Genomic DNA, 17,484 nt, shown 5'->3' on the forward strand with positions numbered 1-17,484 from the left:
AAATAATGATATTAATTAAATTTTTGTCAATAATATTATTACTACCGTCAATCTCAGTGATACGTAAATTAGTTCAAAAAGCTGATTTGAACTTTTTTGATTTATTGTTAGTTTTTAATACTCTTTTCTTTGTTATTATCCCACTTAAATCAAATCAAATTGTCTTTAATGCAATAGGAAGGTTATCTACAAATACATCTATTTTTGTTTTTTTCTATTTGATGTTCTTTTTCCTTGCATCTCTAATAGCAAGTAACTTGATTGCCAATGACAATAATTCACCTATCAATGTTACCCATTTTATAAAGAAATATCCTCGCATAAAAATCAGTTTGTTATATAAGATTTTTCTGATTGTATTACCTATTTTTTCTATCATATATTATATACCACAAATGTCTCTAATCTCAGCATTTGAGGAAATACAACAAGAAAGCTCGAATGCCTCCTACGAGCAATCTTCCATGATTAAATTCTTTTCTACAATATTCAGATTTGGTCTAATAGTCCCTATGGTATTATTTTTTCAAAATATTAAACAAAAGAAATATGATATTTTTATAATAATTTCCTTACTACTTTTCTTACTAAACTATTTGATGCTTTCTAGAAGAGAATTATTAGAATTTTTCTTGTTTGGGGCAATTGTTTTTTATAGCATTAATCGCGAATTAATTAGCAAAAAACTCATTGTTTATGGATTGGTTTTCGGTGCTTTCTTATATTTCATATATTTCCCATTTTACAATATTATAAGAACCTCACCAATTGAATTTAAAATATCACAACCGATAACTTCTATTCAAAAAATCTATGATTACGGTTTAAATAAATTTAGCAAAGACAATGATAATGCATCAGATTTAACGGATACCAGAGCTATAAACTTATATAAAGCTATTTATCGAGTAGCCTTACATGATAGCGATGATGATATTTCATGGGGGGAAATAACCTTATCTGCTATTGACCACGCAATACCTCGTATAGTCAATCCTAACAAAGGTCTAGGGTCCGAAATTACTCTTCAAGACAGACAAAATGTAGATTATGACTCAGCAGATTCAGTACTATTACTAGCATTAGCAGATTATTCAATTCTCGGCTCTTTAATTACTGTTATATTTTACATTTTAATTTATCGCTTATGGTTCTTTATTTCTAGAACCTCCGAATCGTTATTTGGAAAGACTATTGTTTCATTGTACGTTGTGTATTCTATTTTTAGTTTAGCATATGCAACGGAGCAAAAGTTAGATGCAATTCTAGCAAAAACAATCGCCTTTACACTAATAATATTATTGATTGGGGTTATACACAAACTGAAATTTATCGAGATATTATCTATTTCCAGTGATACAGAAACCAAAAACTTAGGAAATACTATTAAGTAAACTAGCAGTTATAAATTATTCCACTAATATGAAAATCGTTTTACTCAACCATCATGAACAATTTATGGGCTATAGTATGACCCGCTATGCAAATTATTTGTGTGAAGGTATGAAACAACGTGGGCATGATTGTGAAATATGGTATCCAAAATCCTACTTAGCAAAAAGATTTTTTCCCCAAGGGATTAAAAAGTGGTTGAGATACTGTGATCAATTTTTAATATTCCCGATTTATTTTCTAATCAGAAGTTCAAGGCATCCAAAAACTACAATTTATGTTTTAGTTGACCAAGCTTTAGGTATGTGGATGCCACTAATAAAAAACAGAAAACATGTAGTTCATTGTCATGACTTTACAGCGCTCAAATCATCTTTAGGAGAAATAAAGGAGAACCCTACGGGTTTAACTGGAAAAATGTATCAAAAACTAATCCTGAAAGGTTTTAAACAAGCTAAGTGTTTTATTTCTGTATCGAAACACACTCAAAAAGAATTAAACTTTTTTCTTGAAAAAACTCCTTCCATCAATGAACAAGTATACAATGCCTTGGATACTATGTTCAAACCAGGATCAGTAAAAGATATAAGGTTGGAATTATGCCAACATTTAGGTTTATCCTTAGAAGAAGGATACATTTTGCATGTTGGAGGTAATGATTTTTATAAGAATAGAATAGGTGTAATTGCTCTTTATAATGCTTGGCGAAAAAAAACTAAAAAATCCATCCCACTTTTAATGATAGGATATGCACCATCTTTAAAAATAAAAAAATACTTTGAGAGTTCACCATACAAACATGATATTCATTTTTTAAAAGATGTAGACAACAATCTTTTGCTAAAAGCTTATCAAGGTGCAAAGGTTTTTGTATTCCCTTCTCTTTATGAAGGTTTTGGATGGCCCGTTGCCGAAGCTATGGCTTCAGGCTCTCCTGTAATCACTACAAATGAAGCCCCAATGAACGAAGTTGGTGGTGATGCCGCTATTTATATCGACAAGTGTTCCTTACATGAAAACATTAGTAAGTGGGCTGTTAAATCAGCTGAAATACTAGAATATATTCTATCAATATCTGACTCAGAACGAGTGAAATTAGTGGAAGCCTCTCTACTGAATTCTAAAAGATTTGAACCAGATAGATTATTACAAAAAATAGAGAAAATTTATAAACAAATAGAAGGTATAGAGCACACCAGTTAACATTTTTTAAAATTATGAACGTACAAACCATAACTTATGCAAACAAAAAAGGTTAAACGTATTCTATTTATCGGCTATAACTATTCTCCAGAGCTTACAGGTATTGGGAAATATTCAGGTGAAATGATGCTATGGTTAGCTGAAAAAGGCCATCAATGTACGGTACTGACGGCTTATCCCTATTACCCTTATTGGAAGGTACAGGAACCCTATAGAAAAAATCGATTTTGGTATAAAAAAGAAGTAAAAAACTTTTCCTCTGGAGGACAACTGAAGGTTTTGCGATGTCCTATGTACGTACCCAAGAAACCTAGCGGGCTAAAGCGAATGCTTTTAGACTCTTCTTTTTCTGCTTCAGCCTTTGGAAGAATATTACCCATATTATTTTATAAAAAATACGACTGGGTTATATCTGTAGCTCCCTCCTTTCAATTTGGACTTTTGGGCGTGCTCTATAAAAAATTAAAAGGGGCCAAACATCTACACCATATTCAGGATTTACAGATTGAGGCAGCACAAGATTTAGGACTCATAAGATCACCTCGACTGCTCAAATTATTATACGGTACCGAACGCTATATTTTTAGAAATACCGATGTGGTCAGCAGTATTTCGGACGGTATGATGGCCCGCATTGAAAAAAAGGCCCAAAAACCCCTATTGTTCTTTCCCAATTGGACGGAGACCCATAGCTTTTATCCGATGATTGAGAATAGAGGGGGGTTAAAAGAAAAATTTGGTTTTGCCCCAAACGACTGGGTTGTACTCTATTCGGGTGCCATTGGCGAAAAACAGGGCCTTGAAGCCATTCTCCATACCGCCCAAACCCTTAAAGGTCATAAGCAACTACAATTCGCTATTTGTGGTACAGGACCTTATAAGGAAACCCTAATCCATATGGCAGAGGAAATGGGCCTGCCGAACATGCATTTCCTTCCCTTACAGCCCAAAGCCGATTTTAATGCTTTTTTAAATATGGCGGACTTACATTTGGTGATACAAAAAGAAAAGGCCAGTGACCTCGTTATGCCCTCAAAATTGACCACTATTTTGGCCGTGGGCGGCTTGGCCCTGATTACGGCCAATGAACAATCTAGTTTGTACAAAATTGTACGGAAATACAACATGGGCCTTCTAGTTGCGGCCGAAAACCAAGAAGCTTTAAACACGGGAATTTTAGAAGCTTTTCAAAACCGAGATAACGCTTCCATAAAAAAAGCGGCAAGAACCTATGCCGAGAACTATTTGGCCATCGATACCATCATGAAGGCATTTGAAAAAAAACTGTATACTTGAGCGAATTTATACATGTAGTTTATCGATCAATAGCGCTATTGATAAAGTATCCCGTACGGTTTGCAGATTCATTTGTAACTTTAAGCTCATTGCATCATCCCCCGCAACTTAATTGACGGTGCCATACCAATTTGAAAGACCAAATAATTATCCGATATCCTTATCTTGGCTATCATAAATACCAGACCATTATGAAGAATAGCTTTTTAAAAGCGGTTTTTTCATTTAAGACCAAAATTGTAGATCCAAAACTTGAAGGTTTACGCCGCAGTACGGCCGCAAACTTGCAAGTGGAAGATTTAACCCAATTAAACCTAAGAAAGCGTCAAGACCTTCTCAAACATGCCTTGACCCATTCCCCCTTTTATCAAAAAAAATATAAAGGGTTGGATTTTTTAAAAAAGGGGGTAATTCGTAATGAGGACTTTACAAAGCTCCCCCCATTGACCCGATCCGAACTCAGGGAAAACTTTGGCAGTATACAAGCGGATAATATTTCGAAAGCCCATTTTCGCAAAGCCAGTACCTCTGGAAGTACAGGATTTCCAATCTCGGTTCTTCATGACCGCAGGCATCCAGAAACCCCCATACGCTGGCGTATTTTAAACTGGTGGGGTGTTCAACCATGGGAAAATCAAGCGTTTGTTTACCGATATAAAAGACCATTGAAAAAGCGAATAAAAAATCATATTATATGGTGGCCGACACAACGGATATTCTTGGCGGCCGCCGACCTTAACGAAAAAAAGCTTAACAAATTTGTTCGCGATTTTAATCGTATTAAACCTGCGCTTCTTCAAGGCTATGTTGACGTAATATTTGAATTTGCTTTATACTTATTAGATAATAAAATTGAAATCCACCCTCCCAAAATGGTATGGGTCACCTCCGCCCCCTTGTTTGAAGATCAGCGTGAACTTATGGAAAAAGCTTTTGGGGCTCCTGTATGTGACCAATACGGCAATACCGAAATTTTATTGATTGCGGCCGAGTGCCCCGAACAAAATGGCTTGCACATCATGCAAGACACCGTACATATTGAGTTCGTAGACCAAGATAATCAGCCCGTACCCCCCAATACTACGGGTAAAATACTTCTGACCGACCTCACTAATTACGCCTTCCCCTTGATCCGCTATGAAATTGGTGACGAAGGCAAATATCTAGACTATACCTGTTCTTGCGGGAGACCCTTACCACTAATGGAAAATGTACGTGGTAGACAAACAGTTAATATTAAGACTCCTTCAGGCTTGCTTATTCGCGGAGAACACCTAATGGCTATGTTTGATGGGTACATGAAAGTCTTTAAAGAAGTTCAGCTACAACAGAATGAGGACTTTTCTGTTTACATCAATTTTGTTCCAAGAAAAATTAGCGAAGGCACAAAAGAAGCTGAAAAAATGGCAGAATTATTAATTCAGCGAGCACGTTCCGAGATTACTGTTTCTGTTAATAAAGTACAACAAATACAACGTACAACTACCAAGACCCCTTTAATCATAAGCCATCTCCAATAATAATTTCAGAACATGTTACAATCCGAAAAACTTAAAAAACTTGTAAAAAAAAATGGTGAGAGAGTATTATTATGGAGATATCATCAAAATCAAAATAACTTTGTCCGAAAACGTATAAAAGCAGTTCGTACCGAAACTGGACCATTGAACCAAATAGATAAAAAAAAATGTGATAATTACTCCCGCGAAATTTTAGGCTGGCAAGGTTATTCTCCTTGGCTACAACTCTATACATTGAGATCTGGAAAATTTAGGGAAGGATGGATACCTGAGAATTATTTTGGAACGCAAATTATGCCCAAAATCCAGGGGTCCTATGGTAAAACGTCCAACCTCCGTTCGCTAGCACATAAGTTGTTCAAAAGTAATGTCCATCCTGATTTAGCCTATTTTAGCAATGGTAATTGGTATACTTTAGATGGCATACCAATGTCTGAGGTAGAAGTGCATGTGATGCTCAAAAAAGAGTCTGATAAAATGGTCTACAAATTGGATGGATCGTACCAAGGACGTGGTATATATGTTAGATCTACCAACTCATTAAATCTTGGCGAACTAACACAAAAAGGAAACGGTCTAGTCCAGCGCTTTATCAAACAACACGATTTTTTTAGTCAATTCTCATCCGTATCTACTGCCTGTATACGCCTGACCACGGTCATAACCCCCAATGGACAGACCGAACTCAGAGGCGCTTTTTTAAGACTTGGCCAGGCAAATGATACCCATGTACAATACCATAGTGAAATTGCCGTAGCCATTGATTTGGCAAGTGGAGCACTGCATGCAACAGGCTACCATCCCAACTGGACAAGTTGCACCCACCACCCGGACCACCATATCGCTTTTAAAGGCCTAGTCATCCCAAATTTTAAAGAAGCTGTTGCGGAAACCCTATCCTTACACCAACAAATGCCGATGGTAGGGGTTATTGGCTGGGACCTTATTATTGATAAAGAGGGCAAAACGGTTTTAATGGAATGGAATGGCTATGGTAGCGATGTTGCTTTTTCTGAAATGACCCAAGGCCCATGTTTTATTGGTCTAGGGTGGGAGAATTTTCACAAATCCTGACAATACTATATTTTTCAGCTATATAAATATACGATAGTTCTCTGCCAAGAACTCCTTCATTTTCTGTATATCCCCTCCACAAGCTTTTTTTACTTCGTATATTTTAGCATCAACCAAAGTACGGTACCACCATCCTTGCAAGAAATGCCATAAAAAGCCTTCTTTGCCTTGGGTAAAACCAAACTTAAAGAAATAACGATAAATAAAATAGATAAAGGAACGCCAAAAGAGGGGCATATTGGCATACTTTTTTTTCTTGTTACGTTTGGATTGGGCATCTGCAGATAACGTATATTGCTCTGCTTGTTGAGTCTTGGGTTTTAATAACTGATATTCTAAATCCAATAAATCAACAGCTTCTCTTATAGAATAATTATTATGTTTTTCAATCCACCAACCTAAAGGGTTTAAATTATGATCTACAAAATAACCATCAAATATAACACTTTCTCCCTCCGTAAGAATTATATGCTCGTCCATCCAACGTTCCTCACAAAAACCATGACGAAACTTAAACAACCGTAACATATTCATTTGCAACATACCCTTGGTCATCAAAGTGTCCAAAAAAAACATTTTTCGCTCAAAAACAACACCTGATACTATAGGATCCAAAGTGGGTAACTTCTGATTAATTTCAATAATAAGGTCATCCATTAAATATTCATCAGCGTCTAAACGAAAAACCCAATCTGTAGTTATAGGTAAATTTTCAAGTCCCCAATTAAATTGCTTAGCATAATTATTTTCCCATTTATTCTGATAAACCTTAGCTCCTAATGACTCCGCTATCTCTACAGTCCGATCAGACGAGAAAGAATCTACTAAAAAAATAGTTTCCGAAAACTGTTGTGCGTTCCTAATACAACGCTCAATATGTTGCTCCTCATTATAAGTAAGTATTATAGTTGATATAGAATTCATTAACCTTTGATTTCTCGTTTTTTAATAAACTTTGCAGGATTACCCCCTACAACCGTCCAAGGCTCAACATTTTTAAACACTGAAGCCCTAGCACCGACAACTGCCCCCTCTCCAATACTTATACCAGGCCCCACAAAAGCTTCCGCCGCTACCCAAGCCTTATCATAAATTACTATAGGAGCTAAAAACAAACTATGAAACTTACTTGTATAATCATGACTAGATGCACATAAAGAACAGTCTTGAGAAACAGTAACATTATCCTTTAATGCAATTTTTCCTTGATTGTAACAATTCACCCTTTTACCCAAACACGAATAATCACCTACTTCCAAATTCCAAGGTGCCCAAATTTTTACCGATGAATTAATCATGCTATTCCAAGAAACATTAGCTCCGAATACACGGAGTACAAATATTCGCCATTTTCGAAAAACACGTAAGGAGAAAGGTCTAAACAAAATTAGATAAGTAATATTCCAAACAGCTCGTCCAATCTTATTGGAGACAGAAAATTTATGCCTTGTAGCCGTCATTGATAACTCTTCCATATTATAAATTTCAATATTGTCTTTCTATGTTTACACAAATAACCAATAAATTACTATTCGCTTTTCTAATTTAATGCCTTTCTTAAATATTTAAGTGAACTCTCTATATGTCCTCCTAATCTTTTTTTCACATCATTAAAATCTATTCTGTAGAGATTTTCCAAATTAACTACATCACCTTCTCTCAATAATCTTTCATTAAGATTCATCATAGTCATCAAACTCTCTTGACGGCTATTATTGTTTTTACTTGCAGGTGTAATCGTATAAAAAGGTTTTTCAAAAATCAAAGAAAATACACTCCCATGAAAAGATGTGGTCAAGACTATATTAGCTCCACTATACAAACCCAAAAACTCTAGAGGCCCAAAGTCCCTGATATTTAATATTTTATCATCGGACTCCAAGGGCATCTCATTTTTACAAACACGAATGATTTTGAACCCTGTTTTCTTTTGAATTTTGTAAGCTAACTCTTCCGCATATCTATTTCTCTTAAAAATAAACAATAAGATATATGGTTCTTTATCTGTATAAGGAATCATTAACTCTTCCCATTCATTTTTACTCAATAAAAGAGTTGGATCCACAACATGTTCTACTCTTCTGCCAGTTATCTTATTAATAAGTTCAACTCCACTTGTTTCCCTAGTACCAATATGGTCCAAATTGTTTATCCACTCCTTATACTTTGGGTAATAACTTTCATTAATTTCGCCAACTCCAAAACTCGACGCAAAAGAAATTTTATTTGACTTCTTTGGGGCAAACGTAAGAAAATAAGGGGCTAAATTAGTTCCGTTATTAGGATTCCATACTTGATCACTTCCGACAATATAATTCTCATAATCTAATTTCGCACCATACAATTCTGAGTAACTTTTATAAACCCTCGACAGTGAAGAATGTTTTCGATGAAAATCATGAAACCGTTGTCTTCTTTTTTTTGCTATTTCAGGGTATCTAAAAGCACTATACTTGTCTATCCATTTTATAGCTATGTCTTTTAACTTATTCTTAAATGAGGTTTTTATTAATGGTCGAGATGCTGTCTCACTCCTATATTCTGGATTTTTATAATAGAGGTAGTTTATAATCTCATTATCAAAACCCATAAGCTTGAGCTTATGATGCAAAGCAAAAGCCTGCAACTCGGCACCATAATTATTGACATTGAGAATAGTAATAATTCCTGTTTTTTTCATCTCACCTATTTAATATTAATTCCTTTGATAAATTTTTTTGCTGCTTGAGAAATTGTAAAAAAGTTCTGATATACCTCTCTAGCGTTGTTAGACATATCCTGCTTTTCACCGGAGGTCAATGACAACCATTTTTCAAAGAGGAAAATCGTATCTTGTTCTGTATCGTTTTGAACAAATCCTCCCCTTCCTTTTTCAATTTCACGCCATATGTTCACCTTGTTACTAATTAGAACCGGCTTAGAGCAAGCTAACGCTTCAACAACTGCTATCCCAAAATTCTCTTGATGACTTGGAAGAATAAATATTTCACTTTCGTAAAAAGCACCCCATTTGGCATCACCATTTAACATTCCTGAAAATAAAATATTATTAGATTTGGCAGCCAACTTCTGCATTTCCTGTCCATATGTGTGTTTCTCTGGACCAGCTATAATCAATTGAGGCATATCCAAATTCTTGTTCTCCAATTTTAGATATGCCTTAATCATCAAATCGACTCCTTTTTTCTCATGAATCCTACTCAAAAAAAGAAAATATGGCCTTCCATTCCATTGAGGTACCGAATGATAAAAAGCCTCTTTCATTTTAACAGTTCTTGAAGGAGGGGGCTGAATACCATAGCCCACATTAATTTCTCTCTTTGGCTCATAATTAGGAAATGTGGTACGTGCCAATAACAATTCCTCTTCACAGGTAAACAATAGACCATCTGCCCTATTAATTACCTTATTCTCAAATATCCTCCAGTAGATATCATTTCTAAGTGCTTTAATTTTTCGATCTTTCGCCTTCTGAAAGTATGGATCTAGCATTCCGTGAGGCATGACATATATTTTTGGAGAAACTTTATTATTCTTCCTAAATAGACGTATTGCTCGAATAGCTGTATAAGTATGATACTGCCATAAGCCATGAACAATAACCATGTCATATTGATGAAAATTAGCCAATAGCCAAGGTTGTAATTTTGCGTTATACTTCCAAGAAGTTTTTGCACCGGAAATACAATGAATAACGAATGAATCTTGCCCTATGTAATCATCATCGGGGTTATCAAAACAAACTACTTCATTTTCCACCCCCATCTTGAGCAATTCCGGTATAGCATTTCGTATACCCTGACAAGGCCCTCCTTGTTTAGGGTTCATACTGGGTATGATGCGAAGTATTTTCATAAAAGACAAATTGAGAAAGTTATATAATTACCCTAGTCTGACGATGGAAATATTTCGCACTTTTATCTATAGCCTTTATCGGTTTAGCAGACACACCTCCATACAACATATATTCCATAGTATATCCTTTATTTAATAACGACTTAGCTCCCAATACGGAATACGATGGCAGTGATGCCCCTCCAAGTATTGTGCTGTTGGTACCAACAAAACAATAATCACCAATATTTATGGGATTACTATCTTGAATACATTCCTGAATATTTACTGAATGCGTTAAAAATTGAGAATAGTAACCCGCTATTGTAGAAAAGTTACCAATTTTAATTTCACTTGTGCAATCAATATGATGATGCTTCGTAATTGACGACTCCCTTCCCATAACCAATCGGCTGCTCCTATCCTTTTGATGATTAAAATGTTTGGAGGTACTATTTGTCGGAAAACCCGTAATCCAGTTTGACCTATTAATAGATGCATTTTCTTTCATTATAAGAGCATCTAAATGAACAGCAACCGTAAAGTGTTGAATTCGGGTACCTTTCTCCATCTCTAGATATCTAGGATAAACATAAGCCAAACCAATTCGTGCCGTAGGGTGAATTTTATATTTCCAAATTTTAATTAATAGAAACCTTCTTAATTTCCAAGGAAAAACAACAATTACTATGGCTAATATTTTTTTCATCATAGTTGTATTTCATGGTAAAGGTTAACATACATTTCCGACACAGATTTCAACTGGAATTGCATTACATTCTTTTTACCCTTCTCAATTAATTCATTTCGAAAATCCGCATCATTTATAACCCTTAAGTATGCCTTTTTAATTGATTGTACATTTTCAGGATCCACCAAAATAGCACCTTCTCCGGCAACATATTTCATTGGAGAGATATTAGACGTTACAACAGCCCTTCCCACAGCTTGACCTTCAATAACCGGCATTCCAAAGCCTTCAAAAAGAGAAGGAAAGTTAACAATATCACAATTCTTGTATTCGTTCACTACTTCTTCATTACTCAAATCACGTACATTACTGTAATCAATATCATATTCATCCAACAATTCTATATTTCTGGAACTTAATCTTCCCACAATTCTTAGGTGGCAAGAAATTTCGTGAAGGGCTTCAATAGTTCTTGCTAAATTCTTTCGTTCCAAACTACCATTAATATGTAAGATTACAGGCTTTTCTTTATTAAATTCCTTATATTCAAATGAAAAATCAGGGGAAACGGGATTAGGAATAACACAATACCGACTCTCCGGTAAATCCACAACTTTCAAAACTTGATTTTTAGCAAATTCAGATATAAAAACAACTTTTTTAGCTCTTTTCAAGGAGTTTATATAAAGAACTTTCCAAAGCTTTTTTTTTATTCCTGATAAGTATGAAAAATACATAATATCATGAACCGTAACAATCGTTTTTTTTGAACTTAAAAAGTACAATAGATAGTGCGCATCACCAGTTATATGGTTAATGTTTCCTTGTCTTTTTTTTGCAAAAAAACCATTTTTAAGAATAGACGCAAAATTAGATTTAGGACTTGGTAAAAAATATTCAGCTATATCATAAGCAGGGCACACTCCTTTATTAATGGTTTGAAAGACTCGCTGAATTGAAAACCCCACGGTTGGGTGTCGAAAAAAATAAGTCACTTTCATAAGTAGTATATTTTCGATTTCCTAAGCTTTCTATTTCCTACCATATGCAAAACAACCATTTATTAAGCTTACCATCTATAAAATCCCAAATACAGTATATTATTTTGCTAAATTAAAGTTTAAACCTATAAACTATAGACAGTAAATATCATTTAATTAAGAAGCAATTTCAAATAATCCAGAACAATTTTTAGTTATTCTTTTCATTTTTACAACCTTCCTACAAAACATCATAATACATTCATTATTCCACTATTATTTCTTTTAATTTTTAGTGAATAACGCATCGCACTAAATACCGTTAAATACTTTTTATAAGTATAGCAAAGTCCTGTCTTTTACTTATTCTTATGATTTTATATTTCTCCTCAAATCCAATTCTAAATAAATTTTTCCTGTATTTTTAAAATCAATATCCGATTTTAAAAAAATTGATTGATTCAATTTAAAAGGCATTAGATCCAACGATTTCGACACGTCTCCTATCTCATTTGAAACTCTAGACAATTCAACATCTCCATCTGATGACCTAGCCACAACACTTACATTAGCCTTAGTAACCAAAGCACCTAAAGTCTTAACATTAATTCTAACAGCAGTGAAATTATTTGGAATTTTAATTTCTATTAATTGTTCCACTCCATTTTTCAAACTAACCGTTTCTGTCTGAACCCAAACATCTTTTCTTTCAGCATTAACTTTTTCTGAAATAAAATTATTCCTCACATCAGTTATTTTAGCATAATTATTATTTGGATTAGATTGACTATGATAAGTTAACTTTATACAATTTCCCGCAACATGATTCACCAGTTTACGCCAACCATAAACACTTATATCATAATAGTTATTCGCCCCATTATCTCTAGTATGTTCGTCAAGTGCTATAACTCCAAGGTGTTCATTTTTTGAAGAATGTTTACCAATATGAAAACTAGAATTAATTATTTTATTATTTGAGCCAAATATTGCAAAAGGACCATCCTCTTCAACGACTAGTTCTTGAACATATATATTCACATTATCCATCGTAACGAAATCTCCAGATGTAAAATCCCAAGGATATATTTCTGAAGTATTTGCCTTATCCTTAATAGTAATATTCGTAAACTTACAATGAGTTAGTTTACCCAGAAAACGTGCTGCATTAAACTTATAGCTCTTGTCAAAAATATCAGAATAACTTTCCGAATATATATCGGTAAATAAACCATTCTTAATGTTCTCCAAATCCCATAAACCATCACGTCGATAATTTTTATAATTAATCACGTTTACATCATTTATATACCCCACCAGTTTAAGTGAATGACAATATCCATGAGACCCTCGAATCTTATTACTTCCAACATAATCCCCATAATCAATTGTATTAATAATATTTATGTCTCGAGAATTATACTTATCAGAATTGTCTCCGTTCAAATATATGAGATGAGGAGGATGCATCCAATATTGGCCTCCTACACCAGAGCCTCCAACATTATTTCCACTAACATCTTGAATATCAGAATATCTCTTCGAGATTAACCCCACGGAACGAAACTTATCCACAACACCTTGAACACCCATTATTACACCATCCATCGTAACATTCTTCAATAGAATGTTCTTTGGTATCCGAGTAACTCCTTTATTATTATAGATTTTCTGATTGGGGTTATATTCTTCTTTTAGTTTAATTGCCCATTGAATAAAAGTATCCGCTGTTTCACCTTTTGACACAAATTTTACGTTTTCAAATTTTACGTTTTCCGGGGCATCTAGATAGAACGTAGACCTCCAAGCTATTGGTGATTTTGTTAATGCGGTACTTGATTCAAATTCTAAGCCATGATTAGATTTAAGGTAATTTGTTAAGACAATCGTATTCTGCCTATGAGTTATTTCATTCCACCCAAAAGTCGCATCATACTTTTGGTCGTATAAAAATGTCACATTCTTAATGGTAATGTTTTTGGTCAAGGCCATATAAAAAGCCGGAGACAACAAATTATTGATAATAATATTGGCGTCATTGGCCCCTTCGATCCATGTGTTATCCTCTAGGAAAATAGATTTCTTGCCCGTTTCCTCAAGATCCAAAAACATATCCCTATCCACTAGCACCTTAGCACTGATACGCTCTGCCTGGGCCAAAGTTTCAACAAACTCTTCCCTATCATCGCTGGCACCATCCATGGCGGCACCGAACCATTGAGGTTTTAAATAATCGGTTGTAAAGCTTCCTTCTAAATCAAGGGCATCGAAAATTTGGTCTTCCGTTTTGGTCTCTATCACACTTTCATCCCCACGGACGGTTCCGTTGGCCAATACTCCACCATTAAAGCGTATAGTTACATTTTCAGGCAAAATAACGGTTTGCCCCGCAAGATCAAAGTCATAGCGAATCTCCCATACCGAATCACTATAGTCCTCCGGTATATTCTGCCAGTCAAACGCCAAGGGTATAATACGTACCGGACCACTATCTACCTCGGAATGTTGGGGATCAGGCACCGGTTTTTCATCCAATGCATAATTGTAGTTCTGCGCACTTACCGAAACTACGCACAATAGAAATAGAAATTTAAAATACCTCATTGTCCTGATATTATATAGGCGTTATCCCCTGATTTTCGCAATAGTCCAAAGCGTACGTTTCCGCTCTCGCTTTCAAAATTGGCAGTACCGCCCTCTTTGTAATTCAAAGATACACCACTTGCCGCTTTTACGGTAAGCGAAGCCCCGTTATGGGCCTCTAAATTCACCGTCTCCCCCACCTTCATATCCGAAAATCCGGAAGTAAGGGTTACCGTAGCGGTCTTGGTACATTCCAAGGTATTCCCGATATCACCTGCGGCAATATTACGCGACGCCTGTAAGGATACCACAGCGGCACTGGAATACCCCCCACCGCCCGTAGCCGCACCCGAGACGTTTTCGGCATATTTGGCATACAAGGCGTAGGGCACGCTCAACAACTGGCTCACCCCGATAATAGAGTAATTGCTTCCGCCCTTTGGGTCTACTTGGGTCTCTATAAAAAAGGGACCGTTGTCCCATGGTATTTCACTAAAATCACCTGAAATTTGGCTGCCGGCACCGATTTCCAAACTTACCAAACCGTTGGCATTGGTGGTGGCCGAATGCGACTCTTCGTATACGCCGCTTCCGTTTACACTTCCTTGGCGTACAATAATCTTAAGGTTGACCGGCGCATCGATTACCAAACTGTTATCACTCGACCGAATAATGGCCTGATAGCTCATTTTTTCGGGAGCTTGCGCCGACATGTCCATGAAGGCGAGCAGCATAAAGGCAAATAGAACTTTCAATTTCATAGCGTTACTTTTTTAAAATTCTTAAGGTTTTGACCGTTTGGTTGGCAATATATATTCGCAGTACATAGGTAGCGGGACTCAAATGGGGGATGGCGACCTCAGTGGTTCTCCCAGAGATTCGCCCATCGAGAAGCGCCCTACCCCGCTGATCAAAAAGTTGATACCAGGCGTTCTGATTTTTATAATTTTTAATTCCGATGGAAAAATCGTCCACTACGGGGTTCGGATAGGTGACAATGTCAACCTCTCCCACGTCTTGAAGCGCATGCCCTATAATATCTTGGGCCTTTAAGGGGCGAGGCAGTTCATAAGACTGGCCCAACCCGGGCTCTTGGTCGGTGTCCGGCACTTCCTCTTCCACCGGAGGGTCTACTACAACAGGTTCCGGCAGGGGACTCAAGGGAGGTGCCTGGGCATCTTCCCCTCCGACTATCGGTGCTTCCGACAAGGGTTCCGACGGGACCTCATCCACTACGGGATCAGGAGTTTCAACCGGAGTCTCGGGTTCGGGCAGGCTAGGGTTCTCCTCAGGACCTTCCTCTTCCCCTTCGTCTACCGGCGCTTCCGGCAAGGGTTCCGACGGGACCTCATCCACTATGGGGTCAGGGGTTTCAATCGGAGTCTCGGGTTCGGGCAGGCTAGGGTCCCCCTCAGGACCTTCCTCTTCCCCCTCGTCTACCGGTGCTTCCGGAAAGGGTTCCGACGGGACCTCATCCACTACGGGATCAGGGGTTTCAATCGGAGTCTCGGGTTCGGGCAGGCTAGGGTTCTCCTCAGGACCTTCCTCTTCCCCCTCGTCTACCGGTGCTTCCGGCAAGGGTTCCGACGGGACCTCATCCACTACGGGGTCAGGGGTTTCAATCGGAGTCTCGGGTTCGGGCAGGCTAGGGTTCTCCTCAGGACCTTCCTCTTCCCCTTCGTCTACCGGTGCTTCCGGAAAGGGTTCCGACGGGACCTCATCCACTACGGGATCAGGGGTTTCAATCGGAGTCTCGGGTAAGGTGGGATTTTCTTCGGAATCTTCGATTTCCTCTTCATCGACTTCCTCTTCATCGACTACCGTTTCTTCCTCCATTTCGGCCTGTTGCACACCTTCACAAACCAATATACGGGGTGATTCAATTACACTATAAAAAATACTTCCAAGGGAATAGGCCACCGACCCACTGCCGGAAAGAGCATCACCTCCTGAAGCATTATAGATTACCATATTTTCGGATGTATTACTTATATTCTGCTGAGCTTGCACACAAGCATAGCCGAAAACCAATACTAACAAGGGGACAATTTTTTTCATAAGTAGCGCTATCGTTGGGGGACAAAGGCTACTTGTATACGTGAAATTACCTGTTTTGGATTAATAATTTACTGGAAAAAACAAGATCTGCAGAATTACTAATAATCGATGTAATATATTATAATATCGACAAAATACCCTTATTTAGATCGTTTTCCCCAAAAAACCACCGATGGTCCCACAGTCGTCATCAGCTATAATTTCAACAAGGTCAGTGTTTTTTCAAATCGGTTCAATACGCTCACTTTTAAAAAGTAAGTGGACGACCTAAGATCGTCCATCGGTAATTTTGTTGTAGCTGTATGAATACGCTCACTCTTTATAAGACTCCCCCTAGAATCGAACAATTCGTATCGGGCCGTTTCATTTTCATAGTCCAAAATATCGATCAGCACATAATCGGTAGTAGGATTCGGATAGGCCATTACCTTTAGCGCCGAAATATCTTTTAAGTCATCGCCCTTTTCTAGCTTGGCCTGTTGTATACATTGAGACACCGTATTGTGCTGTGTTTCTATATTGGTATAGAAGAGAGCCCCCACGGAATATACCACAGAACCTTTACTACTGCTGGCCTCGCCCCCCGACACGTTCAAGGAAGCCATGGCCGCGGAAGAATTTTCGGGCTTTGCCACATTTTGCGCCTTGCCTACAACACAGAAGGCCAATACGATAAGGGAACTAAACACTTGTTTCATGCTGGGAGAAACGACCAATAGCCACTTGTATTACAAGCCAAGGCAGCATTTATGATGGTTTTCGACCAACTGCACCATCACTTACCGTTTATCGATGTTTAACGCCCCTTATGTGTTCCTGGAAGCCAAAGACAGAAACACACTTCTGTTTTTTC

The 17,484-nt window shown here is 37.1% G+C and carries 15 protein-coding genes; 5 read left to right on the forward strand and 10 right to left on the reverse strand.

Annotated elements, in window-relative coordinates:
• Positions 1-5 precede the first annotated feature (5 nt).
• From B4Q04_RS00640 to B4Q04_RS00660, 5 genes are all read left to right on the forward strand, one after another.
• Positions 6-1,394 (forward strand): hypothetical protein, encoded by a 1,389-nt coding sequence (locus B4Q04_RS00640; protein ID WP_088695699.1) that lies wholly within the window; start codon positions 6-8, stop codon positions 1,392-1,394.
• A 28-nt stretch (positions 1,395-1,422) separates the two neighbouring features.
• Positions 1,423-2,595 (forward strand): glycosyltransferase, encoded by a 1,173-nt coding sequence (locus B4Q04_RS00645; RefSeq protein WP_088695700.1) that lies wholly within the window; start codon positions 1,423-1,425, stop codon positions 2,593-2,595.
• 36 nt (positions 2,596-2,631) lie between these two features.
• Entirely contained in the window at positions 2,632-3,891 is a 1,260-nt protein-coding gene (locus tag B4Q04_RS00650) for a WcaI family glycosyltransferase (RefSeq protein WP_088695701.1), read from the forward strand.
• Positions 3,892-4,082: 191 nt separating this feature from the next.
• The gene (locus tag B4Q04_RS00655) at positions 4,083-5,411 is read left to right on the forward strand and encodes a phenylacetate--CoA ligase family protein (protein WP_088695702.1); all 1,329 of its coding nucleotides are present in this window, start codon (positions 4,083-4,085) and stop codon (positions 5,409-5,411) included.
• A gap of 12 nt (positions 5,412-5,423) precedes the next feature.
• On the forward strand, positions 5,424-6,485 hold the full coding sequence (locus tag B4Q04_RS00660) for a sugar-transfer associated ATP-grasp domain-containing protein (protein ID WP_088695703.1): 1,062 nt from the start codon (positions 5,424-5,426) through the stop codon (positions 6,483-6,485).
• An 18-nt stretch (positions 6,486-6,503) separates the two neighbouring features.
• Here B4Q04_RS00660 and B4Q04_RS00665 read toward each other — a convergent pair whose 3' ends face one another.
• From B4Q04_RS00665 to B4Q04_RS00710, 10 genes are all read right to left on the reverse strand, one after another.
• On the reverse strand, positions 6,504-7,409 hold the full coding sequence (locus B4Q04_RS00665; protein ID WP_088695704.1) for a glycosyltransferase family 2 protein: 906 nt from the start codon (positions 7,407-7,409) through the stop codon (positions 6,504-6,506).
• Entirely contained in the window at positions 7,409-7,960 is a 552-nt protein-coding gene (locus tag B4Q04_RS00670; RefSeq protein ID WP_088695705.1) for a putative colanic acid biosynthesis acetyltransferase, read from the reverse strand. Before B4Q04_RS00670 ends, B4Q04_RS00665 begins: the two co-directional genes overlap by 1 nt.
• 65 nt (positions 7,961-8,025) lie before the next feature.
• Positions 8,026-9,165 carry a polysaccharide pyruvyl transferase family protein gene (locus tag B4Q04_RS00675; RefSeq protein WP_088695706.1) on the reverse strand — a complete coding sequence of 380 codons (1,140 nt, stop codon included), beginning with the start codon at positions 9,163-9,165 and terminating at the stop codon, positions 8,026-8,028.
• Between the two features lie 5 nt (positions 9,166-9,170).
• Entirely contained in the window at positions 9,171-10,340 is a 1,170-nt protein-coding gene (locus tag B4Q04_RS00680) for a glycosyltransferase (protein ID WP_088695707.1), read from the reverse strand.
• A 19-nt stretch (positions 10,341-10,359) separates the two neighbouring features.
• The gene (locus tag B4Q04_RS00685; protein WP_236630948.1) at positions 10,360-11,031 is read right to left on the reverse strand and encodes an acyltransferase; all 672 of its coding nucleotides are present in this window, start codon (positions 11,029-11,031) and stop codon (positions 10,360-10,362) included.
• On the reverse strand, positions 11,028-12,011 hold the full coding sequence (locus tag B4Q04_RS00690; RefSeq protein WP_088695708.1) for a glycosyltransferase family 4 protein: 984 nt from the start codon (positions 12,009-12,011) through the stop codon (positions 11,028-11,030). The genes B4Q04_RS00685 and B4Q04_RS00690 overlap by 4 nt, the downstream gene beginning before the upstream one ends.
• A gap of 348 nt (positions 12,012-12,359) precedes the next feature.
• Entirely contained in the window at positions 12,360-14,525 is a 2,166-nt protein-coding gene (locus tag B4Q04_RS00695; RefSeq protein ID WP_123772313.1) for a hypothetical protein, read from the reverse strand.
• 65 nt (positions 14,526-14,590) lie between these two features.
• The gene (locus tag B4Q04_RS00700) at positions 14,591-15,334 is read right to left on the reverse strand and encodes a hypothetical protein (RefSeq protein ID WP_088695710.1); all 744 of its coding nucleotides are present in this window, start codon (positions 15,332-15,334) and stop codon (positions 14,591-14,593) included.
• Positions 15,335-15,338: 4 nt separating this feature from the next.
• A complete protein-coding gene (locus B4Q04_RS23050) occupies positions 15,339-16,631 on the reverse strand; it encodes a T9SS type A sorting domain-containing protein (RefSeq protein WP_088695711.1) in 1,293 nt (430 codons plus the stop codon).
• Positions 16,632-16,825: 194 nt separating this feature from the next.
• A complete protein-coding gene (locus tag B4Q04_RS00710) occupies positions 16,826-17,329 on the reverse strand; it encodes a T9SS type A sorting domain-containing protein (RefSeq protein WP_013992491.1) in 504 nt (167 codons plus the stop codon).
• Positions 17,330-17,484: the final 155 nt, after the last annotated feature.

Origin of the sequence: Zobellia sp. OII3 (assembly GCF_002211465.1) — a bacterium.
GTDB lineage: Bacteria > Bacteroidota > Bacteroidia > Flavobacteriales > Flavobacteriaceae > Zobellia > Zobellia galactanivorans.